Source organism: Streptomyces sp. NPDC020983 (assembly GCF_044333485.1).
Classification (GTDB): domain Bacteria; phylum Actinomycetota; class Actinomycetes; order Streptomycetales; family Streptomycetaceae; genus Actinacidiphila.
Map to the genome: position 1 here is coordinate 521,449 of NZ_JBIRRA010000001.1, position 24,962 is coordinate 546,410.

Annotated in this window: 20 protein-coding genes and 2 tRNA genes; 15 read left to right on the forward strand and 7 right to left on the reverse strand. The window is 72.5% G+C overall.

From position 1 onward, the window contains the following. Positions 1-13: 13 nt before the first annotated feature. The 4 genes from yidC to rpmH are packed head-to-tail and all read right to left on the reverse strand — an operon-like array spanning position 14 to position 2,103. Positions 14-1,231 (reverse strand): membrane protein insertase YidC, encoded by a 1,218-nt coding sequence (gene yidC, locus ACH4SE_RS02455; RefSeq protein ID WP_398541385.1) that lies wholly within the window; start codon positions 1,229-1,231, stop codon positions 14-16. 2 nt (positions 1,232-1,233) lie between these two features. Continuing rightward, entirely contained in the window at positions 1,234-1,551 is a 318-nt protein-coding gene (yidD, locus tag ACH4SE_RS02460; protein ID WP_031512713.1) for a membrane protein insertion efficiency factor YidD, read from the reverse strand. After that, positions 1,548-1,946, reverse strand: coding sequence for a ribonuclease P protein component (gene rnpA, locus ACH4SE_RS02465; RefSeq protein WP_398541386.1), 399 nt, complete (start codon positions 1,944-1,946; stop codon positions 1,548-1,550). Before rnpA ends, yidD begins: the two co-directional genes overlap by 4 nt. A 19-nt stretch (positions 1,947-1,965) precedes the next feature. Further along, a complete protein-coding gene (rpmH, locus tag ACH4SE_RS02470) occupies positions 1,966-2,103 on the reverse strand; it encodes a 50S ribosomal protein L34 (RefSeq protein WP_030543677.1) in 138 nt (45 codons plus the stop codon). 387 nt (positions 2,104-2,490) lie between these two features. Here rpmH and dnaA point away from each other — a divergent pair, with 387 nt between their 5' ends. From dnaA to ACH4SE_RS02530, 12 genes are all read left to right on the forward strand, one after another. After that, positions 2,491-4,275, forward strand: coding sequence for a chromosomal replication initiator protein DnaA (dnaA, locus tag ACH4SE_RS02475; RefSeq protein WP_398541387.1), 1,785 nt, complete (start codon positions 2,491-2,493; stop codon positions 4,273-4,275). A gap of 744 nt (positions 4,276-5,019) precedes the next feature. Then, a complete protein-coding gene (gene dnaN, locus ACH4SE_RS02480; RefSeq protein WP_398541388.1) occupies positions 5,020-6,150 on the forward strand; it encodes a DNA polymerase III subunit beta in 1,131 nt (376 codons plus the stop codon). Between the two features lie 128 nt (positions 6,151-6,278). Next, complete coding sequence (gnd, locus tag ACH4SE_RS02485; RefSeq protein WP_398541389.1) at positions 6,279-7,157, forward strand: phosphogluconate dehydrogenase (NAD(+)-dependent, decarboxylating); 879 nt, start codon at positions 6,279-6,281, stop codon at positions 7,155-7,157. Positions 7,158-7,234: 77 nt separating this feature from the next. Then, a complete protein-coding gene (gene recF, locus ACH4SE_RS02490; RefSeq protein WP_398541390.1) occupies positions 7,235-8,395 on the forward strand; it encodes a DNA replication/repair protein RecF in 1,161 nt (386 codons plus the stop codon). 41 nt (positions 8,396-8,436) lie between these two features. Further along, positions 8,437-8,967: a DUF721 domain-containing protein gene (locus ACH4SE_RS02495; protein ID WP_398541621.1), complete on the forward strand. Its 531-nt coding sequence runs from the start codon at positions 8,437-8,439 to the stop codon at positions 8,965-8,967. Positions 8,968-9,407: 440 nt separating this feature from the next. Continuing rightward, entirely contained in the window at positions 9,408-11,408 is a 2,001-nt protein-coding gene (gene gyrB, locus ACH4SE_RS02500; protein WP_398541391.1) for a DNA topoisomerase (ATP-hydrolyzing) subunit B, read from the forward strand. A gap of 43 nt (positions 11,409-11,451) precedes the next feature. Next, positions 11,452-14,157, forward strand: a complete 2,706-nt coding sequence (gene gyrA / locus ACH4SE_RS02505) for a DNA gyrase subunit A (protein WP_398541392.1) — start codon at positions 11,452-11,454, stop codon at positions 14,155-14,157. A 3-nt stretch (positions 14,158-14,160) separates the two neighbouring features. Then, positions 14,161-14,829, forward strand: coding sequence for a DUF3566 domain-containing protein (locus ACH4SE_RS02510; protein WP_398541393.1), 669 nt, complete (start codon positions 14,161-14,163; stop codon positions 14,827-14,829). Between the two features lie 60 nt (positions 14,830-14,889). Further along, positions 14,890-14,963 (forward strand) — tRNA-Ile (locus ACH4SE_RS02515). Positions 14,964-15,136: 173 nt separating this feature from the next. Next, positions 15,137-15,277, forward strand: coding sequence for a DLW-39 family protein (locus ACH4SE_RS02520; RefSeq protein ID WP_398541394.1), 141 nt, complete (start codon positions 15,137-15,139; stop codon positions 15,275-15,277). A gap of 178 nt (positions 15,278-15,455) precedes the next feature. After that, positions 15,456-16,373: a hypothetical protein gene (locus ACH4SE_RS02525; RefSeq protein WP_398541395.1), complete on the forward strand. Its 918-nt coding sequence runs from the start codon at positions 15,456-15,458 to the stop codon at positions 16,371-16,373. Between the two features lie 212 nt (positions 16,374-16,585). Further along, positions 16,586-18,040 (forward strand): hypothetical protein, encoded by a 1,455-nt coding sequence (locus ACH4SE_RS02530; protein WP_398541396.1) that lies wholly within the window; start codon positions 16,586-16,588, stop codon positions 18,038-18,040. 31 nt (positions 18,041-18,071) lie between these two features. Here the strand turns inward: ACH4SE_RS02530 and ACH4SE_RS02535 are convergent, their stop codons facing one another. Continuing rightward, on the reverse strand, positions 18,072-19,334 hold the full coding sequence (locus ACH4SE_RS02535) for a serine/threonine-protein kinase (RefSeq protein WP_398541397.1): 1,263 nt from the start codon (positions 19,332-19,334) through the stop codon (positions 18,072-18,074). Positions 19,335-19,364: 30 nt separating this feature from the next. Further along, on the reverse strand, positions 19,365-19,940 hold the full coding sequence (locus tag ACH4SE_RS02540; RefSeq protein ID WP_398541398.1) for a helix-turn-helix domain-containing protein: 576 nt from the start codon (positions 19,938-19,940) through the stop codon (positions 19,365-19,367). Positions 19,941-20,040: 100 nt separating this feature from the next. Between ACH4SE_RS02540 and ACH4SE_RS02545 the strand changes: the two genes are divergently transcribed. Further along, positions 20,041-20,113: transfer RNA gene (locus ACH4SE_RS02545), tRNA-Ala, on the forward strand. 105 nt (positions 20,114-20,218) lie between these two features. Here the strand turns inward: ACH4SE_RS02545 and ACH4SE_RS02550 are convergent. Then, positions 20,219-20,863 (reverse strand): FMN-dependent NADH-azoreductase, encoded by a 645-nt coding sequence (locus tag ACH4SE_RS02550; RefSeq protein WP_398541399.1) that lies wholly within the window; start codon positions 20,861-20,863, stop codon positions 20,219-20,221. Between the two features lie 85 nt (positions 20,864-20,948). On the opposite strand from ACH4SE_RS02550, the gene ACH4SE_RS02555 reads away from it, so the two are divergent. Continuing rightward, positions 20,949-21,476, forward strand: coding sequence for a MarR family winged helix-turn-helix transcriptional regulator (locus ACH4SE_RS02555; RefSeq protein ID WP_398541400.1), 528 nt, complete (start codon positions 20,949-20,951; stop codon positions 21,474-21,476). 43 nt (positions 21,477-21,519) lie between these two features. Next, positions 21,520-24,954 carry an AfsR/SARP family transcriptional regulator gene (locus ACH4SE_RS02560; protein WP_398541401.1) on the forward strand — a complete coding sequence of 1,145 codons (3,435 nt, stop codon included), beginning with the start codon at positions 21,520-21,522 and terminating at the stop codon, positions 24,952-24,954. The last annotated feature ends 8 nt before the right edge of the window (positions 24,955-24,962 follow it).

The window sequence follows — 24,962 nt, forward strand, 5'->3', positions numbered from 1 at the left end:
CTGGACTCTCCTCTTACTTCTTCTTCGACGACAGGTTGGTCGGCTTGGCCTTGGCTCCGGACTGCTTGCCGGTGGAGCCGCCCTTCTGACCGCCCGCCTTCGGGGCTCCGGCGCGGGGCGCACCGGCACGCGGCGCTCCCGCCCGCGGCGCACCGCCGCCGGACTTGGGCTTGCCGCCGCCGCCGGAGGCCGGGGAGGACCCGGACGAGCCGGCGGAGCCGCCGTCCTCGGTCCCGGCGCTGCTGTCCGTCTCCTGCTTCTGGCCGCTGGAACCGCCGACGCGGGGGGCGCCGCCGCCCGTACCACCGGTCTGCCGCTTGGCCTTCGGCTGCCGCTTGGGCTGGGTGCGGTTGGCCCGGGCGACCTCGACGGCCTCCTTGGCGGCGACCTCCTCCGGCGGCTCGACGAGCTTGCCCTTGGCGCGCAGCCGCTCCTGGCGCTGCTTGAAGGCCAGGCTGCCCGGGGTGGGGTTGCGGTAGATCACGAACATCTGCTGGCCCATCGTCCACACGTTGGTGGTCAGCCAGTAGATGAGGACACCGACGGGGAAGTTGATACCCATCACGGCGAAGATGAGGGGGAAGACGTACATCAGCATCTTCTGCTGCTGCATGAACGGCGTCTTGACCGTCATGTCGACGTTCTTCGTCATCAGCTGGCGCTGGGTGAAGAACTGCGAGGCCGACATCATCACGATCATGATGACGGTGACGACACGCACGTCGGTCAGCGAGGCGCCCAGACCCTCGATCTTGGAGGAGCTGTCCAGGAACTTCGCGGCCAGCGGGGCACCGAAGATGTGGGCGTGCTGCGCGCTCTCGAGGAGGCTGTGGTCGATCACGCCGACCTTGTTGCCCTTCGCGATGTTGCTCAGCACGTGGTAGAGCGCGAAGAAGAACGGTGACTGCGCCAGGATCGGCAGGCACGAGGAGAGCGGGTTGGTGCCCGTCTCCTTGTACAGCTTCATCATCTCTTCGGACTGCTTCTGGCGGTCGTTCTTGTAGCGCTCCTGGATCGCCTTCATCTTCGGCTGGAGCGCCTGCATGTTCCGCGTCGACTTGATCTGCTTCACGAACAGCGGGATCAGGCAGATACGGATCAGGACCACCAGCGAGACGATGGACAGACCCCACGCCCAGCCGCTGTCCTCGTCGAAGATCAGGCTGTAGAACGAGTGGAACTGGACGATGATCCACGACACTGCGTCGTATAGGGGGTTCAGGATCCCCACGGTCAGGCTCCTTGGGCGTGAGAGGGTCCGGTGGGCTCGGGCGTGACGGGCCCGTCGGAGCCGCCCCGCAGTGCGCGGCGCAGCAGTTGGTGCCACGGCGGCCGCTTGCGCGGCGGTACATGATCCACACCGCCGGGCGACCAGGGGTTGCACCGGAGGATGCGCCACGCGGTCAGGGCGGTGCCCTTGATCGCGCCATGCCGGTCGATCGCGGTGTACCCGTAGTGCGAGCACGACGGGTAATACCGGCACACCGGGCCGAGCAGCGGACTGATCGTCCACTGGTACAGCTTGATCAGTGCCAGCAGCGGGTATTTCATTGAGCCACCCTCCCCTCGGCGTCGCCATGGGTGTCACGGCCCAGCAGCCGCTTCAGTGCGGCGTCCAGGTCGAGGGCCAGCTGTGCGTGGTCCGCGTTCCCGGCGTCGGGAAGCGCGCGTACCACTACCAGGCTACCGGGGGGGAGCAGAGACAGACGTTCCCGGACGAGATGCCTGAGCTTGCGCTTGACCTGATTCCGCTGTACGGCGCCGCCGACCGCCTTGCTTACGACGAAACCCGCACGTGCCGGGGGAGTGCTCTCCCCAGGCACGTGCGGGTGTATGGCGTCGCGACGCAGATGGACGACCAGCAGCGGGCGGCCCGCCCGGCGTCCACGGCGTACGGCCGTAGCGAAATCCTGGCGCCGCCTCAGCCGATTCTCGGTGGGCAGCACGACATCAGGCCCGCGGCGATCAGGCGGACAGGCGTGCGCGGCCCTTGGCGCGACGGGTCGCGAGGATCGCGCGGCCGGCGCGCGTACGCATCCGCAGACGGAAACCGTGGGTCTTGGCACGGCGGCGGTTGTTCGGCTGGAAAGTGCGCTTGCTCACTCAGGGGCTCCAGGAGAGTTTCGGATCCGGCGGGGCGTCGCCTGGCTGTCACCGTGCGCCCACGAAAAGCTCGCGGACCAAACGGGTCACCGCTTGACGACCGCCCGGTAGCAGGGACACCCCGGAGGATCCTCGCCTATCGGTAGGCAGGCGGCAGCAGCCATCGACAACTCGACCTCGATACGGTACGTGCGGCTAGGCCATCCGGTCAAACCCGGCGGTGCGCGCCCGCCATTTGTACACACCCTGTGGACAACGACTTGAACCGTGCACGCCGCCCTGATTACCGTGGCTGAACTCCGTACTCTTCCCGCCCCTGCCGAGACCCACACGTCCGCGGGAGTCCACGCACCCCCAGTAATTCAGCAACCCGAGAGAGCGTGCCCTGTGGCTGACGTAAGCGCCGATCTTGCCGCAGTGTGGCCCCGGGTCCTGCAGAAGCTGCTGGTGAGCGGGGAGGACCTGAAGCCGGTGCACGCCGAGTGGCTGCGCCGTATCCAGCCGCTGGCGCTCGTGGCCGGCACCGCGGTGCTCTCTGCGCCGAACGAGTACGCCAAGAAGATCCTCGAGGGGCAGCAGCTCAAGCAGCTCATCACCGATGTGCTCAGCCATGAGTTCGGTCACACCGTAGGGATCGCCATCGCCGTCGCGTCCGGCGGCGAGCAGGAGCAGTCCGCGCCGCCCCCCGCCTCCTCCCCCGAGCGCCAGCGCCCCGCGGAGGACCCGTACGACGAGGTGCCGCGCCCGCGGCACTCCTACCAGGACCCGCCCGGCGGCGGCAGCGACGACTGGACGCCGCGCAGCCCGGCCGGCGAGAGCTGGCAGCAGCCCGGTCTGGGCAACTGGGGCGCGCCCTCCGGCGGCTTCCAGGACCGCGGGCCGGACGACTACTCCGGGCACCGCGACCCGCGCCCCGAGGGGCCCTACCGCCCCGAGCGCGGGGACGGCTACCCGTCCGTTCCGCATCAGGCCCTGCCCCCGGACCGGGACCCCTACGCCTCCGGATCCGGCGGCTACCCGCAGCAGCCCCAGGCCCCCGATTCCCGCGGCGACCGCTCCGGGCCGGGGCCGGCGGGCGGCCACGGCCGCAGCCACGGCGGCGGTCCCGGGTCGGGCGGGGCGAGCGGCGGGGCGGTGGAGCCGACCGCGCGGCTCAATCCGAAATACCTCTTCGACACCTTCGTGATCGGCGCCTCCAACCGCTTCGCGCACGCCGCGGCCGTCGCGGTGGCCGAGGCGCCGGCCAAGGCGTACAACCCGCTCTTCATCTACGGCGAGTCGGGTCTGGGCAAGACGCACCTGCTGCACGCGATCGGTCACTACGCGCGGAGCCTCTACCCCGGCACCCGGGTCAGGTACGTCAGCTCGGAGGAGTTCACCAACGAGTTCATCAACTCCATCCGGGACGGCAAGGCGGACGCCTTCCGCAAGCGGTACCGGGACATGGACATCCTGCTCGTCGACGACATCCAGTTCCTGGCGCAGAAGGAGTCGACGCAGGAGGAGTTCTTCCACACCTTCAACACCCTGCACAACGCGAACAAGCAGATCGTGCTCTCCTCCGACCGGCCGCCCAAGCAGCTGGTGACCCTGGAGGACCGGCTGCGCAACCGCTTCGAGTGGGGGCTGATCACCGACGTCCAGCCGCCCGAGCTGGAGACCCGGATCGCGATCCTGCGCAAGAAGGCCGTGCAGGAGCAGCTGAACGCGCCGCCCGAGGTGCTGGAGTTCATCGCCTCCCGGATCTCCCGCAACATCCGCGAGCTGGAGGGCGCGCTGATCCGCGTCACCGCCTTCGCGAGTCTCAACCGGCAGCCGGTCGACCTCCAGCTCACCGAGATCGTGCTCAAGGACCTGATCCCCGGTGGCGAGGACTCGGTGCCGGAGATCAGCGGCAACGCGATCATGGCGGAGACGGCGGCCTATTTCGGGCTCGCGGTGGACGACCTGTCCGGCTCCTCACGCAGCAGGGTGCTGGTCACCGCCCGGCAGATCGCCATGTACCTGTGCCGGGAGCTGACGGACCTCTCGCTGCCGAAGATCGGCGCGCTGTTCGGCGGCCGCGACCACACCACGGTGATGCACGCCGACCGCAAGATCCGCTCGCTGATGGCCGAGCGGCGGTCGATCTACAACCAGGTGACCGAGCTCACCAACCGCATCAAGAGCTGAGCGGGCCGGCGCCCGTCCCGCGCGCTGTTCGAATCCCTGACGCCGCGGTCCTGTTGTCCACAGGATCGCGGCGTTTTTGCCGTCCACACCCTGGGGACACCGAAGTTGTCCCGATACCCTCCACAGGGCGCACCCCCGCGCGGCCGTCCGGGCAGCTCAGCAGGGTGGGGAAATGTGGGTAACCGCCGTCCACAGACTGTGGACGGCCCGGCTGTCCACAGCGGCCTCCGACCGGTTGTCCACCGCTCGCCCACAGGATGCGGTCGGTTGTGCACAGCGAGAGCCCACTTCTCCACATCTCTGTCCACTGTTCGGCAACGAAATCCGGTCTGTCCCACCGGAGAGTGAAAGCCGTCACACCAACGTGGTGGGTTCGCCTGGGGAGAACCTGGGTATTCCTGGGGACGGAGCTGGGGACAACCCCCTGTGCCCTGTGCACGGGGTGTGCACAACTTTTCGCCGTCCACAGCGGACCCCGGTTGCCCACAGGCCCCGCCCACAGGCTCTGGGGATAAAAAACGCGGCCTGACCTGCGCAGGAACCGGTTATCCACGGTATCCACACCCCCTACTACTACGACTACACGTAGAGAGGGGGGAAAGCGTTTCGAAGCCGGTCCTGTGCACAACTCGCCCGTCGTCGTCCGCCCGCCCGTGTCGCCGCTTGACGGCAAGCCGCAACGAGTGACAGTCCCCTGCGGCAGACTGTTCCCCGACAGTCGGCAACAAGCAGGAGGCGGTTCCGGTGAAGATCCGGGTGGAGCGCGACGTACTCGCCGAGGCAGTGGCTTGGGCAGCCCGCAGCCTCCCGGCCCGTCCTCCGGTGCCGGTGCTCGCGGGCCTGCTGCTCAAGGCCGAGGACGGGCAGCTGAGCCTGTCCGGCTTCGACTACGAGGTCTCGGCCCGGGTGGCCGTCGAGGCCGAGGTGGACGAGGAGGGCACCGTCCTGGTGTCCGGCCGGCTGCTCGCCGACATCTCCCGGGCGCTGCCGAACCGCCCGGTGGAGATCTCGGCCGACGGTGTGCGCGTCACGGTCGTCTGCGGCAGTTCCCGCTTCACGCTGCACACACTGCCTGTGGAGGAGTACCCGGCGCTGCCCGCGATGCCGACGGCGTCCGGCACCGTGCCCGGCGAGGTCTTCGCCGCCGCCGCCAGCCAGGTGGCCATCGCCGCCGGGCGCGACGACACGCTGCCGGTGCTGACCGGTGTGCGGATCGAGATCGAGGGCGACACGGTGACGCTGGCCGCCACCGACCGCTACCGCTTCGCCGTCCGCGAGTTCCTGTGGAAGCCGGAGCAGGCCGACATCTCCGCCGTCGCCCTGGTGCCCGCCAAGACGCTGCAGGACATCGCCAAGTCCCTCACCAGCGGCGACACCGTGTCGATCGCGCTGGCCGGCGCGGGTGCCGGCGAGGGCCTCATCGGCTTCGAGGGCGCCGGGCGGCGGACGACGACCCGGCTGCTGGAGGGCGACCTGCCGAAGTACCGCACGCTCTTCCCCACCGAATTCGCCTCCGTGGCGGTGATCGAGACGGCGCCCTTCGTCGAGGCCGTCAAGCGCGTGGCCCTGGTCGCCGAGCGCAACACCCCCGTGCGTCTGAGCTTCGAGCAGGGCGTGCTGACCCTGGAGGCCGGCTCCAGCGAGGATGCACAGGCTGTGGAAAGGGTCGACGCGAAGCTGGAGGGCGACGACATCTCGATCGCCTTCAACCCGACCTTCCTGCTGGACGGGCTGAGCGCGATCGACTCCCCGGCCGCCCAGCTGTCCTTCACCACCTCCACCAAGCCGGCGCTGCTCAGCGGCCGTCCCGCCGTCGACGCCGAGGCCGACGAGGCGTACAAGTACCTGATCATGCCGGTGCGCCTGTCCGGCTGAGCCCGCCCGCCGGGGCCGCGGGGGCCGACGTAGGCTCGTCCTCAGGTCAGGTTCAGGGTCAGACGGCAGCGGACCGGCGCCGGTGCACGTGCCGGGTGTCCGCGATGCTTCGAAACGAAGGAAGTGTGATGGAGCTCGGTCTCATCGGTCTCGGCAAGATGGGCGGCAACATGCGCGAGCGGATCCGCCGCGCAGGCCACACCGTCATCGGCTACGACCGCAACCCCGATCTCGCCGATGTCCACAGCCTCAAGGAGCTTGTGGACAGCCTCCAGGGGCCGCGCGTGGTGTGGGTCATGGTGCCGGCCGGCGCCCCGACCCAGGCGACCATCGACGAGCTGGGCGAGCTGCTCTCCCCCGGCGACCTCGTCGTCGACGGCGGCAACTCGCGCTGGACGGACGACGAGAAGCACGCCGAGCAGCTGGCCTCCAAGGGCATCGGCTTCGTCGACTGCGGCGTCTCCGGTGGCGTGTGGGGCCTGGCGAACGGCTACGCGCTGATGTACGGCGGCAAGGCCGAGGACGTCGCCAAGGCGCAGCCGATCTTCGACGCGCTCAAGCCGGAGGGCGACAGCGGCGCGGTGCACGCCGGCAAGGTGGGCGCGGGCCATTTCGCGAAGATGGTCCACAACGGCATCGAGTACGCGATGATGCAGGCCTACGCCGAGGGCTGGGAGCTGCTGGAGGCCGTGGAGTCGGTCACCGACGTCCGTGAGATCTTCCGCTCCTGGAAGTCCGGTACGGTCATCCGCTCGTGGCTGCTGGACCTCGCCGTGGACGCCCTCGACAAGGACGAGCACCTGGACAGGCTGCGCGGGCACGCCGACGACTCCGGTGAGGGACGCTGGACGGTGGAGGCCGCGATCGACAACGCGGTGCCGCTGCCGGCGATCACCGCCTCCCTCTTCGCGCGTTTCTCCTCCCGCCAGGACGACTCGCCGCAGATGAAGATGATCGCCGCGCTCCGCAACGAGTTCGGCGGCCACGCGGTCACCGCCGCGGAGTAAGCCGCGCGTGCGGGCCCGGCGGCCCGCACCGCACAGCACAGGCAAGGAGGTCGGCGCGGCCGCGCGCCAAGCACGCGATGCACGTAGCGCACCTGTCGCTCGCCGACTTCCGCTCCTACGCCCGGGCCGAGGTCCCCCTCGACCCGGGCGTCACGGCTTTCGTGGGCCCCAACGGGCAGGGCAAGACCAACCTGGTCGAGGCGGTCGGCTACCTGGCGACGCTGGGCAGCCACCGCGTCGCCGCCGACGCCCCGCTGGTGCGCATGGGCGCCGAGCGCGCGGTGGTGCGTGCCCAGGTGGTGCGGGGCGGCGGCCCCGGGAGCGGTGCCGAGGGCGAGCGCCGGCAGCTGCTCGAACTGGAGATCAACCCCGGCCGCGCCAACCGCGCCCGGATCAACCGCTCCTCGCAGGTCCGCCCGCGCGACCTGCTGGGCATCGTCCGCAGCGTGCTCTTCGCGCCCGAGGACCTGGCGCTGGTCAAGGGCGATCCGGGGGAGCGGCGGCGGTTCCTCGACGAGCTGATCACCGCCCGCGCGCCGCGCCTGGCGGGGGTGCGCAGCGACTTCGACCGGGTGCTCAAGCAGCGCAACACGCTGCTGAAGACCGCCGCCCTGGCCCGCCGGCACGGCGGCAAGGGGGCGGATCTGTCGACGCTCGACGTGTGGGACCAGCATCTGGCCGCCGCGGGCGCCGAACTGCTGGCGCACCGGCTCGACCTGGTCGCCGCCCTCCAGCCGCTGGTGGACAAGGCCTACGACATGCTGGCGCCGGGCGGCGGGCCGGTGGGACTGGACTACCGCGGCTCGATCGGCGACGAGGCGATGGCGGGCGCGAGCGGCCGGGAGGAGCTGCGCGAGCGGCTCCTGGAGGCGCTGACGCAGGCCCGGCGGCAGGAGATCGAGCGCGGTGTGACGCTGGTCGGCCCGCACCGTGACGACCTGCTGCTCAAGCTCGGCCCGATGCCCGCGAAGGGCTACGCCAGCCACGGGGAGTCCTGGTCGTACGCGCTGGCGCTGCGGCTGGGCTCCTACGAGCTGCTGTGCGCGGACGGCGACGAGCCGGTGCTGGTGCTGGACGACGTCTTCGCCGAGCTGGACGCCCGCCGCCGGGAGCGGCTCGCGGAGCTGGTCGCGGGCGGCGAGCAGGTGCTGGTCACGGCGGCCGTGGACGACGACGTGCCCGGTGCGCTGCGCGGCGCGCGGTTCGCGGTCGAGAACGGGACGGTGGTACGGCAGTGAGCGACGTCCCCGAGCTCCCCGGCACGCCCGGCACCCCGGACGTGGCGGCCCCGTCCGCCGGGCCCGGTCCGCAGCCCTCCGGCGTGGACCTGGCGCGGGTCGCCCTGCGCGCCGCCAAGGAGCAGGCCAGGGCCAGGGGCGCGGCGGCCGTGCAGAAGAAGCAGGCCAGGCGCGGCGGTCTGCGCAGCGGCGCGCACGCCGACGGCCGCGACCCGCTGCCGCTGGGCGCGGCGATCAACCGGCTCATCACCGAGCGCGGCTGGGAGGCGCCCGCCGCGGTCGGCGGGGTGATGGGCCGCTGGCCGCAGCTCGTCGGCCCGGACGTGGCCCAGCACTGCTCGCCCGAGCGCTACGACGAGGAGGCGCGCGTCCTCACCGTGGTGTGCGACTCCACGGCCTGGGCGACCCAGCTGCGGCTGCTGGCCCCGATGCTGGTGGCCCGGCTCAACACCGACCTCGGGCACGGCACCGTCAAGCTGCTGAAGGTGCAGGGCCCCGCGGGTCCGCCGCGCGGTTACGGCGGGCGGCTGCGCGCACCGGGCAGCCGCGGCCCGGGCGACACGTACGGCTGAGCCGCCGCGGCGGCACGCCTTCGCGGGCAGGGGCTGCCCGTCTCCTTCCCCCGCACCTCGCCCGTACGCCCGTGCGCTTCCGCGGCCTTCCCGCAGCGCGGTGAAAGCGCTGGTCACAGGGCTGTGTCGGACCTTCGTGCGAGCCTGGTTCCAGGTCCGGGGGCTCGCCGGGAGGTGACCCTGCTGTGTGTAGCCGGACCCTGACAGCCGGAAGCCCTGGACGCCCGTGTGAGCGGTTTTGGGGCCCGGCCCGCGTGGAGGGAGTCTCACGGCAGCGGTTTTGGGCGGCACATGGGAAGCGAGGTACCGGCAAAGCCCCATGAGGGTCGGCGCTACCGGTAGACTGGCTCCAACACCGCCCTCCCCTGGCCACGCGGCAGGGGTACCCCAGCGGAACATGTCGAAGACGCAGCCGAATCCCGCGCGGCGGGACCCGGCTCGTGCTGTGCCAGAAAGGGCGCTTCGTGGCCGATTCCGGCAACCCCAACGAGAATTCCAGCAAGTCCTACGACGCCAGCGCGATCACCGTGCTCGAAGGCCTGGACGCGGTACGCAAGCGTCCGGGCATGTACATCGGGTCGACGGGTGAGCGCGGCCTCCACCACCTCGTGCAGGAGGTGGTGGACAACTCGGTCGACGAGGCGATGGCCGGGCACGCGGACACCATCGACGTCACGGTCCTCGCCGACGGCGGGGTGCGCGTGGTGGACAACGGGCGCGGCATCCCGGTCGGCGTGGTCCCCTCGGAGGGCAAGCCGGCCGTCGAGGTCGTGCTCACCGTGCTGCACGCGGGCGGCAAGTTCGGCGGCGGCGGCTACGCGGTCTCCGGCGGCCTGCACGGCGTCGGCGTCTCCGTGGTCAACGCGCTGTCGACGCGCGTCGCGGTCGAGGTGCGCACGGACGGCTACCGCTGGACGCAGGACTACAAGCTCGGGGTGCCGACGGCGCCGCTGGCACGCAACGAGGCCGTCGAGGAGACCGGCACGTCGGTGACCTTCTGGGCCGACCCGGACATCTTCGAGACCACCGACTACTCCTTCGAGACGCTGTCGCGCCGCTTCCAGGAGATGGCCTTCCTCAACAAGGGGCTGCGCATCTCGCTGACCGACGAGCGCGCCGACCACGTCGACGAGGAGGGCAAGCCGCTCACCGTCACGTACTACTACGAGGGCGGCCTGGTCGACTACGTCACGTACCTCAACTCGCGCAAGGGCGAGCTGATCCACCCCACCGTCATCGACATCGAGGCGGAGGACAAGGAGCGGCTGCTGTCCGTCGAGGTGGCGATGCAGTGGAACAGCCAGTACAGCGAGGGCGTCTACAGCTTCGCCAACACCATCCACACGCATGAGGGCGGCACCCACGAGGAGGGCTTCCGCGCGGCGCTGACCAGCCTGGTCAACAAGTACGCGCGGGAGAAGAAGCTGCTGCGCGAGAAGGACGACAACCTCAACGGCGAGGACATCCGCGAGGGCCTGACCGCGATCATCTCGGTCAAGCTCGGCGAGCCGCAGTTCGAGGGCCAGACCAAGACCAAGCTGGGCAACACCGAGGCGAAGACCTTCGTGCAGAAGGTCGTCCACGAGCACCTCAGCGACTGGCTGGACCGCAACCCGGTGGAGGCCGCGGACATCGTCCGCAAGGCCATCCAGGCGGCGACGGCCCGGGTGGCGGCCCGCAAGGCGCGCGACCTGACCCGCCGCAAGGGCCTGCTGGAGTCCGCGTCGCTGCCCGGCAAGCTGAGCGACTGCCAGTCCAACGACCCGACGAAGTGCGAGATCTTCATCGTCGAGGGCGACTCGGCCGGCGGCTCCGCGAAGTCCGGCCGCAACCCGCAGTACCAGGCGATCCTGCCGATCCGCGGCAAGATCCTCAACGTCGAGAAGGCCAGGATCGACAAGATCCTGCAGAACCAGGAGATCCAGGCGCTGATCTCCGCCTTCGGCACCGGCGTGCACGAGGACTTCGACATCGCCAAGCTGCGCTATCACAAGATCATCCTGATGGCGGACGCCGACGTCGACGGCCAGCACATCAACACCCTGCTGCTGACCTTCCTCTTCCGCTTCATGCGCCCCCTGGTGGAGGCCGGACACGTCTACCTGTCCCGCCCGCCGCTGTACAAGATCAAGTGGGGGCGGGACGACTTCGAGTACGCCTACTCCGACCGCGAGCGCGACGCGCTGGTGGATCTGGGCAAGCAGAGCGGCAAGCGCATCCGCGAGGACTCGATCCAGCGCTTCAAGGGCCTGGGCGAGATGAACGCGGAGGAGCTGCGCGTGACCACGATGGACATCGACCACCGCGTGCTCGGCCAGGTCACGCTGGACGACGCGGCGCAGGCCGACGACCTGTTCTCGGTGCTGATGGGCGAGGACGTCGAGGCCCGGCGCTCCTTCATCCAGCGCAACGCCAAGGACGTCCGGTTCCTGGACATCTGAGTCGGCCCACCCACCCGCCGTGTGAAAGGACTATCTGACAGCGATGGCCGACGACGAGACCCCCACGACCCCTCCCACGCCTCCCGTGCCCGACGTCCCCGCCTCCGAGCGGGAACTGCGCAACGAGGCCGGCGGACTGCGTGTCGAGCCCGTCGGGCTCGAGACCGAGATGCAGCGCAGCTATCTCGACTACGCGATGTCCGTCATCGTCTCGCGCGCGCTGCCGGACGTGCGCGACGGCCTGAAGCCGGTGCACCGCCGCGTGCTGTACGCGATGTACGACGGGGGCTACCGGCCGGAGAAGGGCTTCTACAAGTGCGCCCGCGTCGTCGGCGACGTCATGGGCACCTACCACCCGCACGGTGACTCCTCGATCTACGACGCGCTGGTGCGCCTGGCGCAGCCGTGGTCGATGCGCATGCCGCTCGTCGACTCCAACGGCAACTTCGGCTCGCCCGGCAACGACCCGGCCGCCGCCATGCGGTACACCGAGTGCCGGATGATGCCGCTGTCGATGGAGATGGTCCGGGACATCGACGAGGAGACCGTCGACCTCCAGGACAACTACGACGGCCGCAACCAGGAGCCGACGGTCCTGCCGTCGCGCTTCCCGAACCTGCTGATCAACGGCTCGGCGGGCATCGCGGTCGGCATGGCCACCAACATCCCGCCGCACAACCTGCGCGAGGTCGCCGACGGCGCGCAGTGGTGCCTGGCCAACCCGGACGCGAGCCCGGAGGAGCTGCTGGACGCGCTCATGGAGCGCATCAAGGGCCCCGACTTCCCGACCGGCGCGCTGGTCGTCGGCCGCAAGGGCATCGAGGACGCCTACCGCACGGGCCGCGGCTCGATCACGATGCGGGCGGTCGTCGAGGTCGAGGAGATCCAGAACCGGCAGTGCCTCGTCGTCACGGAGCTGCCGTACCAGGTCAACCCGGACAACCTGGCGCAGAAGATCGCCGACCTCGTCAAGGACGGCCGGATCGGCGGCATCGCCGACGTCCGCGACGAGACGTCGTCGCGCACCGGCCAGCGGCTGGTCATCGTCCTCAAGCGGGACGCGGTCGCCAAGGTCGTGCTGAACAACCTCTACAAGCACACCGACCTGCAGACCAACTTCGGCGCCAACATGCTGGCCCTGGTCGACGGTGTGCCGCGGACGCTGTCGCTGGACGCCTTCATCCGGCACTGGGTCACCCACCAGGTCGAGGTCATCGTCCGGCGCACCCGCTTCCGGCTGCGCAAGGCCGAGGAGCGCGCCCACATCCTGCGCGGACTGCTCAAGGCCCTGGACGCGATCGACGAGGTCATCGCGCTCATCCGGCGCAGCGAGACGGTCGAGGTCGCGCGCGAGGGCCTGATGGGCCTGCTCGACATCGACGAGATCCAGGCCAACGCGATCCTGGAGATGCAGCTGCGCCGACTGGCCGCCCTGGAGCGCCAGAAGATCATCGCCGAGCACGACGAGCTGCAGGCGAAGATCAACGAGTACAACGCGATCCTCGCCTCGCCGCAGAAGCAGCGGCAGATCATCAGCGAGGAGCTGCAGGCCATCGTCGACAAGTACGGCGACGACCGGCGCAGCAAGCTCGTGCCCTTCGACGGCGACATGTCCATCGAGGACCTGATCGCCGAGGAGGACATCGTCGTCACGATCACCCGCGGCGGCTACGTCAAGCGCACCAAGACCGAGGACTACCGCTCGCAGAAGCGCGGCGGCAAGGGCGTGCGCGGCACGAAGCTCAAGCAGGACGACATCGTCGACCACTTCTTCGTCACCACCACCCACCAGTGGCTGCTGTTCTTCACCAACAAGGGCCGGGTCTACCGCGCCAAGGCCTACGAGCTGCCGGACGCCGGGCGGGACGCGCGCGGCCAGCACGTCGCCAACCTGCTGGCCTTCCAGCCCGACGAGCGCATCGCGCAGATCCTGGCGATCAAGGACTACGAGGCGGCGCCGTACCTGGTGCTCGCCACCAAGTCCGGCCTGGTGAAGAAGACCGCGCTCAAGGACTACGACTCGCCGCGCGCGGGCGGCGTCATCGCCATCAACCTGCGCGAGGCTGCCGACGGCGGGGAGGGCGCCGACGGCGGCACTCCCGACGAGCTGATCGGCGCCGAGCTGGTCTCGGCGGAGGACGACCTGCTGCTCGTCAGCCGGAAGGCGCAGTGCATCCGGTTCACCGCCTCGGACGAGGCGCTGCGGCCGATGGGCCGGGCGACGTCCGGGGTCAAGGGCATGAGCTTCCGCGAGGGCGACGAGCTGCTGTCCATGAACGTGGTGCGGGCCGGGACGTACGTCTTCACCGCGACCGACGGCGGCTACGCCAAGCGCACCTCGGTCGACGAGTACCGGGTGCAGGGCCGCGGCGGCCTCGGCATCAAGGCCGCCAAGATCGTCGAGGACCGCGGCTCGCTGGTCGGCGCGCTGGTCGTGGAGGCCGGCGACCAGATCCTCGCCATCACGCTGGGCGGCGGCGTCATCCGCACGCGGGTCGACGAGGTCCGGGAAACCGGCCGTGACACCATGGGCGTCCAACTCATCAACCTCGGAAAGCGCGACGCCGTGGTCGGTATCGCGCGGAACGCCGAAGCGGAGGATGATCCGGATGCGACCGGTCCCGCCGTCATGGGCGAGGATGGGTCCGGACACGGAATCGAACATGTTGTGTCCGGCATGGGGCAGGACGCCGGACAGGACGTTACGGCCGAGGGCGCAGCGCCCGCGGCCGGTGAGCCGGAGGAGTAAGCCGTGAGTGGAGCCACGGGCGCCGCGGGCGGGGCCGGGACGACCGGAGGTGCCCGTGGCTCAGCTGGCGGCCCTGAGCAGGGGGGATACCCAGTGACGGGCACGCGCCAGCAGCCGGCCCAGCCGCACCAGCCGCCGCAGGCCTATGCGCCCCCGCCGCCGGGGGCGCCGCCGGCCCCGGCCGGTACGCCGGCCGGGCACGGCGGGCGGGGTGCGCAGGGCCGCCCCACGGGGCGCGGTTCGGCGGCCTCCGCCGGGGTGCGCCGCCCCCGCCCCGCGGCCCGTACGGCGCCGCGTACGCGCAAGGCGCGGCTGCGGATCGCCAAGGCCGACCCCTGGTCGGTGATGAAGGTCAGCTTCCTGCTGTCCATCGCGCTGGGCATCTGCACGATCGTGGCCGTCGCGGTGCTGTGGATGGTGCTCGACGCGATCGGCGTCTTCAGCACGGTCGGCTCGACCATCTCCGACGCCACCACGTCCGAGCAGGGCGGCAAGGGCGGCTTCGACCTGGTGGCCTTCCTGTCGCTGTCCCGCGTGATGCTCTTCACCACCGTGATCGCGGTCATCGACGTCGTGCTGGCCACCGCGCTGGCCACGCTGGGCTCCTTCATCTACAACCTGTCCGCGGGCTTCGTGGGCGGTGTGGAGCTCACGCTCGCCGAGGACGAGTAGCGCCGGGCGATACCGATTTTGGGACATGGCCAGGCGTGCGCTAATCTTTCGTTGCAGCGCGGGGCTATAGCTCAGACGGTTAGAGCGCTTCCCTGATAAGGAAGAGGCCCCAGGTTCAAGTCCTGGTAGCCCCACCGACGCTTCGAGAGCCATGTACTCCACCGAGTACATGGCTCTCGGCGTATGTGCGCCGGTCGACGGTGGGTGTGGCGCTTCGGGGCGCAGGTCACCGTTCGGTATCGGCCGCTGTGTATAGTCGAGCGCGTCAGGAGCTGTTTCCACCACGCATGAAGGAGGAGGTCGGGCGATGAAGAAGTTTCTCCTGGTTGCGCTGGCCGCCGTCGCCGGGCTGTTCGTCTACCGACAGATCCAGGCGGACCGCGCCGAGCAGGACCTGTGGACGGAAGCCACTGACTCGGTCCCGGCGGGTTCCGGCACCAACGCGTGACGTCGCGGTGGGCCGCCGAGAGGAAGGCACCACCGCCCTGGGTCCCGGCCGCAGCGACTGCGGCCGGGACCTTCGTTGTTGCGGGACCGTGACCGCCCCCTGACGCACGGGCGCCGGCACCATAATGTGCTGGCGCGAAGAGGTGTGCGGCCGCCGTCGACGAGGGGGATGCGGCGCCATGAGACGACGACCACAGCCCGGCAGGCGCCTGCTGCCGGCCGTCGTCCTGCTCGGCGCGGCGGCGAGCCTGCCGGCCCCTCCCGCCGCCGGGGCCGCCCCGTCAGCCAGGGGCCCGGACGGCGGCCTGGTGACGGCGCTGGACTCCTCCGGATCCAGGGCGGGCCCGGACGGCCCGGTCCGCACCCGCATCGACTCCGCGCGCGCCGCGATCGCCCGCGCCTCGCAACGGAGCGCCGACAGCTACCGGACGGCCGGCGATCCGGTCACGGGCGGCACGACCGCGGCCACCGCCGCCGCGCTCGCCCCCGGGCAGTACACCGACACGATCGGACCCACCTACTCCGCCGACTTCGCCAACGAGCCGGTCGGGGACGGCGGATCGCTGGATACGCCGGCGGAGCCGACCTTCGTGGCCACCGCCGTCTACGCGCCGGGCCGGCTGCCGGTCAAGGACGCCTCGGACGGCCACGGCACCCGCCCCTACGACGGCGGACCGGCCTCGGTCGGTCTCGGCACCGTGCTGGTGAGCTGGGCCAACCGCTGGGTGGACGGCGGCGACGTGACCCCCGTGCACAGCGCGGGCGACTACTGGATCACCGTCGGCCTCGGCCCGGAGGCTGCCCGCCTGGCCCGGAACGCCGCGGTCGGTGTCGTGCTGCGGGTGAACGTCACCGGAACCGAGCTGTCAGGGCCGCAGTACCAGGCCCCGCCCGTCGCGCACGGGACCGCCGCGGCGCGCGCCGGGGCCGGGGACGCGGCCCCGCCTCCGGCCGTCGCAGCCCCCTCGGGCGGGGGCGGGCTGAAGGGTATGGACCTGGTGGCGGCGGGAACGGGCGGTGCCGCGGCGCTCGCCGGACTCGGAGCGGCGGCCCTGATACGCCGCCTGCGGAGCCGTACGACAAGGGGTGGGGCATGACAGCGGGCAGGGCGTCGCGCCGCGGCATACGGGCGGCGGTGGCCGCGGAAACCGGTGCGCGTGGCTGGGCGCAGGGGCGGGGCGGCATACGTGCGGTGGCCGGAGGGCCCGGTATACGTGGCGCGGAGGCCGGAGAGCTCGGTACAGGCGGCGCGGTGGCCGGAGAAACCGGTGGGCGTGGCCGTGCGCCGGGGCGGGGCGGCATACGTGCGGTGGCCGGAGGGGCCGGCATACGTGGCGCGGTAGCCGGACGGCCCGGCGCGTGTGGCGCGGAGGACGAGAGGCGCGGCCCGCGGACCGCGGGCGGTACGGGCCGCGGCCTCGGGGGAGGCGCCCGCCGCGCGGCGGGGGCCCTCGCGGTCGGGGCGCTGCTGGTCCTGGGGCCGCTCCACGCCGGGCCCGCCCGCGCCGACAGCGGCACCCCCGCCGCGCCCGGCACGCCCGCCACGTGGCAGCCGCAGGGCACGCGGCTGGCCGGTGCGGCCACGACCGCGGACGCCCCCGCGATGACGCCCGGCGTCACCTACCGCGACACGATCGCGCCCGGCGAGACCCGCTTCTACGGCCTCGCGCTCGACGCCACCTCCTCCGCCTACGCCTCGGCCTTCGCGCTTCCCGCCCCCGGCGGGCGGGTGGCCTTCGACGACGGCATCGAACTGACCCTGCTCAGCGCGGACGGCGACCACTGCGACCAGGCCAGCGCCCACTTCGGGACCGACGACGGGGTGCGCCCGGTGGGCACCGCGGTCTCCCGCACGATCGCGGGCGACGGCTCGTGCCAGGAGGCCAACCAGTACACCCTGTCCGTGCACCGCACCAGCGACGGCGCGTCCGACCCGGCGCCCTGGACGCTGGAGCTGCGCTCCGTGCTGGAGCCGCCGCTCAGGGCGGGCGCCTCCGTCGGCCACGCGCCCGGCACCGACCCGGACGACGCCGCCACCCCGACGCCGCTCACTGTCGGCACCCCGCGCCCGGCGGCCGGCGGTACGTCCCCGGAGACCGCGGCGGCGGTCAGGACCGGCATCTGGAAGGACAGGGTGCTGCCCGGCGAGACCCGCTTCTACGAGATCCCGGTCGACTGGGGCCAGCAGGCCACCGTCTTCGCCGACTTCTCCAACGCCGAGGTCACCGACGACTCCGACTTCACCAGCGGCGGTGTGCGGCTGGCCGTCCTCAACCCGGTGCGCGCCCTGGTCGACGACTCCGACCACTCCTACGACGGCACCCCGACCTCGCTGCACGAGCAGCTCGCACCCGTCTCGTACGCCAACCGCACGGCCGACGACTCGGAGGTCTCGGCGGTGCGCTTCGCGGGCTGGTACTACCTCGCCGTCACCGTGCACCCGGATGTGGCCACTTTCGTGCGGGGCGCCGTCCCGGTGACGCTGCGGGTCCAGGTGTCGGGCGGCGCGCAGTCCCCGCCCCCGTACAGCGGGGACCCCCGGGCCGCCGGGATCGGGATCGACGCTCACGACGTGTCCTCGGCGGACGGCACCGCGCGCTCCCCGGCTGCCGGCGGGAGTGTCTCCGCACGCCGCTTCGTGGGCTTCGCGGCGCTCGGCGCCGGGACGGTGCTGGTACTGGCGCTGGGTGTGTGGACGATCGTCGCGCGGCGGCGGCCGGCCGCCGCCGACACCGTCACCCAGCTGCCTCCGCAGCGTCGCTGACGGCGCGGCCCGGACCGTCTCCGGCGGGGCGTCAGCCCGTGGCCAGCGCCACGATGCCGACTGCGAAGCAGAGGGCGGCGACGACGAGGACCGGGATCACCACCGAGCGAGGGGGGCCCGGCCTGCGCCGCGGGGTGGGCCGGTGCGCTCCCCGGCGGCCGCCAGCCGCGGCCTGCGCGCGCGGTGGCGCGGGCTCGGAAGCGGTTGCGGAAAGGGCGGGAACGGGCGGTGGCGGCGCGGTGGGGCGGGAGTCAACGGGCGCGGGGACGTCCGCCCGGGTGGGCGGATGCGTGACGGAGGCGTCCGGGGCGTCTGCCGTGACCGGGTGGCCCGCGCCCAGCGGGCCGGCCGCCGGTGCCGTCCCCCCTTCCACCGCGGGCGGTCCGTACGCGGGAGCGCCGCCGGCCGCCGGCCGCAGCGGGCCGTCCGGGCCGAAGCCCTCCGGCAGCGGGCCCACCTGGTCGAAGATCTCGACCGGCTCCTCCCCCGGTGGCGGCTCGGGCAGCAGCTCGACGGCGCCTGCCAGTGCCTTCCGTGCCCCGAGGGCGGTACGGAAGCGGGCCTGCGGGTCCGGCTGCAGCAGCGCCACCAGCACCTGCCACAGCGGCCGCGGCACTTCCTTCGGCGGCGGGGGTGCGCTGTCGGCGAGGAAGCGGGCGTTGACGGCCTCGGTGTCCGGGCGCAGCCCGCTCAGCAGGTAGAGGGCGACGAGACCCACGGCGTAGAGGTCGGCGGCGACGGCGGGTTCTGCGCCCAGCAGCTGTTCGGGCGCGAAATACCCCGGGGTTCCGACCACGAAGTGGGCCTCGGTGAGGCGCGGTTCGCCCTGCCGCATGGCGATGCCGAAGTCCGACAGGCGCACGTGCGGGGTCCCGGTGCCGGTGGCCTCCAGCAGGATGTTCGCCGGCTTGATGTCGCGGTGGACGATGCCCTCGGTGTGGACCGCGTGCAGTCCGGCCAGCAGCTGGTCGAGCAGCACGCACACGTAGTGCGGCGGCAGCGGTCCGTAGTCGCCGACCAGATGCGACAGGGAGCCGCCGCGCACCAGGTCCATGGTGAAGAGAACCTTGTCGTCGTCGGCGGCCCAGCTGGCCGGCGCCAGGACGTGCGGGTGGTCGATGCGCACGGCCTGCTCGCGGACGAAGCGCAGCAGGGCGTGGGCGTCGCTCTGCTGGAGCACCTTCGCCGCCACGTAGCGGCGGCGCCGCTGGTCCCAGGCCCGCCATACCGCGCCGGTGCCGCCGCGTCCGATCGGGTCCACGAGCTCGTAGCGACCGGCGAAGACCTCACCCATGGCGTCCCGCTCTCCCCCCGTGGCCGTCCGTCAGTCCCGGTGCGCCTCGTAGTGGGCCACGGCCTCGCTGGTCCGCCCGGCGCCGTACACACGGAGGAACTCTGCCAGGTGCGGATGGAGCGGCGCGAGGGAGCGGGCGGCGTCCTCCACCTCCGCGGCCGAGGCCAGCGAGCGCAGCACCTCCTGGATGCCGCGCACCACCTCGCGCGGTGCGGCGGGGGTCTCCGCGGGGAGGGCGGAGTGCGTCGTGGTGCCGAGCACCGAGGAGGCGGCCGCGTCGCGGATCTCCTCCATCCGCGCCGCCGCCTCCCGCGCTCCCGTCCGTCCCGCCACGACCTGCGCGGCCAGCTCCTGGAGGGCCTGCAGCCGCTGCACCACCGCCGGATTGCCGATCTTGGCCCGCTGCCCGCTCTTGAGCTGCGACAGCATGGGCGCCGACAGTCCCAGGACGGCCGCGAGCCGCGCCTGGTTGAGCCCCAGGTCCTCCATGAGCCGCCGGAAGAGCTCCCCCAGGGGCTCCCCGTACCAGGCGCGCTGCAACTCCCGCGCCTCCAGTGCCCGGTCGCCGGCGTCCTGAGTCCCTCCGGTCCGGCCCGAGTCGCCCATGGCCACTCCCTGTTTGCGCGTGCGAATACCGCAAACCATCCTAGGTCCCGGAAATGCCGTTCGGCCGACCCCGCTTCACCGGGTACGCTGTCTCCGTTGCGGGGCCTTAGCTCAGTTGGTAGAGCGCTGTCTTTGCATGGCAGATGTCAGGGGTTCGACTCCCCTAGGCTCCACTTCTTGCCGGAATCACTCCAGCCCCTTCGCCCGCTCCGGGTGAAGGGGCTGTTTCACGTGGAACACCGCCTTCGCCGCGCAGCGGGACGAGAGTGTCGGCGGGCTCAGGCGCTGACGGGGGCCGGCCAAAGGGTGTCGATGGCCTGCTCCGCCTCGGCGAGGCTCTTGTCGGCGAGCGGGATCAGCTCGGTCATCGCCGGATTGACCCGGGAAAGCGTGAGCTCGGCGATGATGAAGCGCGGGACCAGCCCGGTCAGGGACACGCCGTGCGGGAGCCACTGCTGCGCGTGGTCCCAGCCCTCCCGCGGCGTGCCGGGGGCGTAACCGCCGCCGCGGGATTCCACCACGATGAAGTCGCGGTCGCCGAGCAGGCCCTGCCGCGTCTCCGCGTCGACGGACAGGCCGACGGCGATCAGGTGGTCGACCCACGACTTGACGCTGCTGGGTGCTCCCCAGTTGTAGACGGGCAGTCCGAGAAGCACGGTGTCCGCCGCCAGGACCTCGCCGACGATCTCCTGGCTCAGGGCCCAGGCCGCCGCCTGCTCGGGCGTGCGGTTGGCCTCCGGGACCATCCCGGCGTTCACGGTGGCCGACGTCAGATGGGGCAGCGGGTGGCTGCCCAGGTCGCGGTAGGTGACCGTGCCCTCCGGGTGCGCGGCGCGCCAGGCGGCCGCGGCGCGCGCGGTCAGCCGCCGGCTGGTGGAGTTCTCGCCCTGGACGCTGGAGTCGATGTGCAGCAGGTGAGGCATCTCGTTTGTCCTCTCTCATTGATTTGCCTAACGCCAACGATTTATAGCACGACACCTTTCCCTCCTGTCGAGATAGACTTCGTGGATGGTCTCCCTGCCGGTGCTGAACCAGCCGCCGCGGCGGTCGGGCGCGCTGCTCGACCACCTCGCGCGGCGGATGCGGCTGCACGCGGAGGGCGTGCTCGCGCCGCTCGGACTGCGGCCGCGGCATCTCGTGGCGCTGACCGTGCTGCGGGACCAGCGCGGCAGCACGCAGCAGGCGCTCGCGACGACGCTGATGATGGACCGCGCCACGGTGGTCGGCCTGCTCAACGAGCTGGAGAGCGACGGGCTGGTGGAACGGCAGCGCTCTCCGGAGGACCGCAGGCGCCACATCGTCCTGCTGACGGAGCGTGGGGCCCGTGTGCTGGCCTCGGCGGAGCTGTCGCTCGCCGCGGTCGAGGACGAGGTGCTGGGGGCGCTGGACGCCGAGCAGCGGAACACCCTCTACGAACTCCTGCTGCTCGCCGCCTGCGGATCGCTGCACCCTTGCGACGCCGCCGCGCACGGGCCCGCGGGTGACGGCTGCGGCCCCGCGCAGCACGGCGGCTGCGCCCCGGAGGCCGAGTGCTGAAACGGCCCGGTGGCACCGGCGGCGGGTGCGACACAATCGGGTCGTGATGTTCGGCATCCTCGGTACGACGCGGGCCCTGGGCGCGGACGGCGCCGAACTTGCGCTGGGCGGCCCGCGGCGGCGCGCGCTGCTCGCGGTGCTGCTGCTCGACGCCGGGCGGCTCGTCGGCACCGAGCGCCTGATCGACGCCCTGTACGGGGAGGAGCCGCCGGCCGGCGCGGCCAACGCGCTGCAGTCGCAGGTCTCCCGGTTGCGCCAGGTGCTGCCCGTCCCGGTCGAGGGCCACCCCGCGGGATACCGGCTTGCCGTCGGGCCCGACCAGGTGGACGCCCACCGCTTCCAGCGGCTCAGCGCGCAGGGCCGGGAGGCGCTGCTCGGGGGTGAACCGGCCCGGGCCGCCGAGGTGCTGCGGGAGGCCCTCGCGCTGTGGCGGGGTCCCGCGCTGGCCGACGTGGGCGACGCGCCCTTCGCTGCCGCCCAGGTCGTCCGGCTGGAGGAGCTGCGCACCGGCGCCGTCGAGGACCGCGTCGAGGCCGATCTCGCCCTCGGCCGGCATCGCTCGCTCGTCGCCGAGCTGGGAGCGGCGGTCGCGGACCACCCGCTGCGGGAGCGGCTGCGCGGCCAGTTGATGCGCGCGCTGTACCGCAGCGGGCGGCCGAGCGAGGCGCTGGAGGTGTACGAGGACGCGCGCCGCGAGCTGGCCGAGTCCCTGGGCGCCGATCCCGGGCCGGAGCTGGCCGCCGTCCACCTGGCGATTCTGCGCGGTGAACCGCTCGACCCACCGGCGGCTGCTGTTCCACGTGAAACAGCGGAAAACGCTTGGAGTCGGGATGTTCCACGTGAAACGCCGTCGGCCGCCGCCTCCCCGGCAGTGGCGCGACCCGGCGCCGCGCACACCGCAGCCGTCCCCGGACTGGACAGGTCCGCGGCGCCCGCCGCGCAGCACGATCTACCGGCCCAGCTCACCAGCTTCGTCGGCCGGGGTGAGGAACTGTCGGCGATCGGCGACCAGTTGGCCCGGCAGCGGCTCGTGACCCTGATCGGTCCCGGCGGCGCGGGCAAGACCCGGCTCGCGGTGCAGGCAGCCGCCCGCCACCCGCACGACGCCTGCTTCGTGGATCTGACCGGCGTGAGCGACGGAGCCGAGGTCTCGCAGGCGGTGCTCGGCGCCCTGGGCCTGCGCGACGGCGGCCTCCTCCCGCCGGGCCACGCAGGCACGGGGCCGGCGGGTGCGGTCACCGGGCCGGGGGCGGGCGCGGACCTGGTGGCCCGGATCGCCGCCGCCCTCGCCGACCGGCCCCTGCTGCTGGTGCTGGACAACTGCGAGCACGTGGTGGCCGAGGCGGCGGCGCTGGCCGAGCGGTTGCTCGCCGCCTCACCGCAGCTGCGGATCCTGGCCACCAGCAGGGAGGCGCTCGGGATCACGGCCGAGACGCTGTGCCCGGTGCCCACGCTCGCCCTCCCGCAGCCCGGCAGCGACCGCGAGCAGGTGCTCGCCTCGCCCGCGGTGCGGCTCTTCGCCGAGCGCGCGGCGGCCGTCAGCCCGGGTTTCGACCTGGGCGCCGACCCGGCCACCGCCGACACCGTGCTGCGGCTGTGCACCGCCCTCGACGGGCTGCCGCTGGCCATCGAACTGGCCGCCGCCCGGCTGCGCACGCTGCCCGTCACCGAGATCGCCGCCCGCCTCGGCGCGCTGCCTGCCGACACGGCCCCGTACAGCCTCGGGCCGCGGCCCGACGTGCTCTTCCGGCTGCTGTCGCGCGGCAGCCGTACCGCCCAGCCGCGGCAGCGCACGCTGCGCGGGGTCGTCGACTGGAGCTGGGAGCTGCTGCCGGAGGACGAACGGGCCGTGCTGCGCCGCGCCTCGGTCTTCGCGGGCGGCTGGACGCCTGCCGCCGCCGAGGCGGTGTGCGCCGACGGCGACGGCGACGAAGGGGACGTCGCCCCCGAGGACATGCTCGACCTGATGGCCGCGCTGGTCGAGAAGTCGCTGGTGGTGGTCCAGCACACGACCGGGCCCGGCGGCGTCCGCTACCGGATGCTGGAGTCCATCCGCGCGTACGGGGCCGAGCGGCTGGCGGAGGCGGGCGAGACGGAGCGGACGCACCGCGCGCACGCCGCCCACTTCCTCGGCTTCGCGCTCGCGGCCGATCCCCATCTGCGCGGCGCGGACCAGCTGGAGTGGCTGCGGCTGCTCTCCGACGAGCGCGACAACCTCCAGGCCGCCCTGCACCGCGGCCTCGAGGCCGGTGACATCCACGGCGCCATGCGGCTGATCGCCGCGCTCTCCTCGTACTGGATGCTGCGCGGGGTGCGGTACGAGGGCGTCGGACCTGCCCGGCAGGTACTGGCCGCACTCGGACCGCACGCGCCCGAGGGGCTGGAGGAGGAGTACGCGCTGTGCGTGCTCGCGGTCGTCAGCGCACTGTCCGACGCCTCCGCCTACACCGCGCACGTGGCCGAGGCCGCGCGGATCGTCGAGGGCTTCTCCCGGGTGGCCACCCTCTTCCCGGTCCTGACACTGCTGTGGGCGCCCTTCGCCGGGGCGCCCTCCGACGACTCGGCGGAGCTGGCCAAGGCGGACGCGGCGATCGCCGCCCGCCACGACCCCTGGTACGACGCCCTGGGGCGGCTCGGGAAGGGCTTCCAGACATGGCTGGGCCTCCGTGACCAGGACGCCGCCCGCGAGGCCTGCGAGGAGGCCCTCGCGGGCTTCCGGCGGCAGGGCGACCGCTGGGGCATGATCACCAGCCTGCACCTCCTCGCCGACCTCGCCGACCACTGCGGGGACCTGCGGAGGGCCGTGGCACTGCACGAGGAGGCGCTGGTGCTCGCCGAGGAGCTGGACTCCGCCCTCGATGTCGCGGATCTGCTCACCAACCGTGCCGCCTACCGGCTGCGGGCGGGGGACCTCGCGGGCGCCGAGGGCGACTGCGAGCGCGCCGTCGTGCTCTCCCGGCGGGCCGGCGCCCCGGAGAGCCTGGCACTCGCGCACACCGGCCTCGCCGATGCCGCGCGGCTGCGCGGCGATCTGCCGGGGGCCCGGGCGCTCGCCGAGCAGGCCCTCGCCGAATGCCCCACCGGCTGGTTCTCCAGCAACGCGATCCGCAGCGGCGTGCAGGTGGCACGGGCGCGGATAGCTGTGGCCGCGGGCGACGCGGACGGCGCGCGCGGCCCGCTGCGGGACGCGGTGACCTTCGACCCCGACGTGCTGCGGATGGCCGCGGAGACCGCCGCGACCGCGGCCGAGGCCGCCGCCGCCCTCGCGCTGCTGGACGGCGACCCCCGGCAGGCCGCCGCCCTGCTGGGGGCCGCGGAGGCGCTGCGCGGCGGCCCGGGGAGCGGGCCGGACAGCACCGGCGTCCTCCGCGACGTCCGCGCCGCACTGGACGGCACCGCCGGGGCCGTCGCCCCGGCGGTGCCGTCCGACCGGAACGCCGCCGTCGAACTGCTCACGTCGTACGTGACCGGCCGCTGACAGGTCCG

Coding starts and splice junctions, on each gene's coding strand:
- yidD (WP_031512713.1), bottom strand. CDS start 1,551: ATGAAATACCCGCTGCTGGCACTGATCAAGCTGTACCAGTGGACGATC.
- gyrA (WP_398541392.1), top strand. CDS start 11,452: ATGGCCGACGACGAGACCCCCACGACCCCTCCCACGCCTCCCGTGCCC.
- ACH4SE_RS02555 (WP_398541400.1), top strand. CDS start 20,949: ATGGTCTCCCTGCCGGTGCTGAACCAGCCGCCGCGGCGGTCGGGCGCG.
- gnd (WP_398541389.1), top strand. CDS start 6,279: ATGGAGCTCGGTCTCATCGGTCTCGGCAAGATGGGCGGCAACATGCGC.
- ACH4SE_RS02550 (WP_398541399.1), bottom strand. CDS start 20,863: ATGCCTCACCTGCTGCACATCGACTCCAGCGTCCAGGGCGAGAACTCC.
- ACH4SE_RS02535 (WP_398541397.1), bottom strand. CDS start 19,334: ATGGGTGAGGTCTTCGCCGGTCGCTACGAGCTCGTGGACCCGATCGGA.
- ACH4SE_RS02525 (WP_398541395.1), top strand. CDS start 15,456: ATGAGACGACGACCACAGCCCGGCAGGCGCCTGCTGCCGGCCGTCGTC.
- ACH4SE_RS02540 (WP_398541398.1), bottom strand. CDS start 19,940: ATGGGCGACTCGGGCCGGACCGGAGGGACTCAGGACGCCGGCGACCGG.
- ACH4SE_RS02520 (WP_398541394.1), top strand. CDS start 15,137: ATGAAGAAGTTTCTCCTGGTTGCGCTGGCCGCCGTCGCCGGGCTGTTC.
- recF (WP_398541390.1), top strand. CDS start 7,235: ATGCACGTAGCGCACCTGTCGCTCGCCGACTTCCGCTCCTACGCCCGG.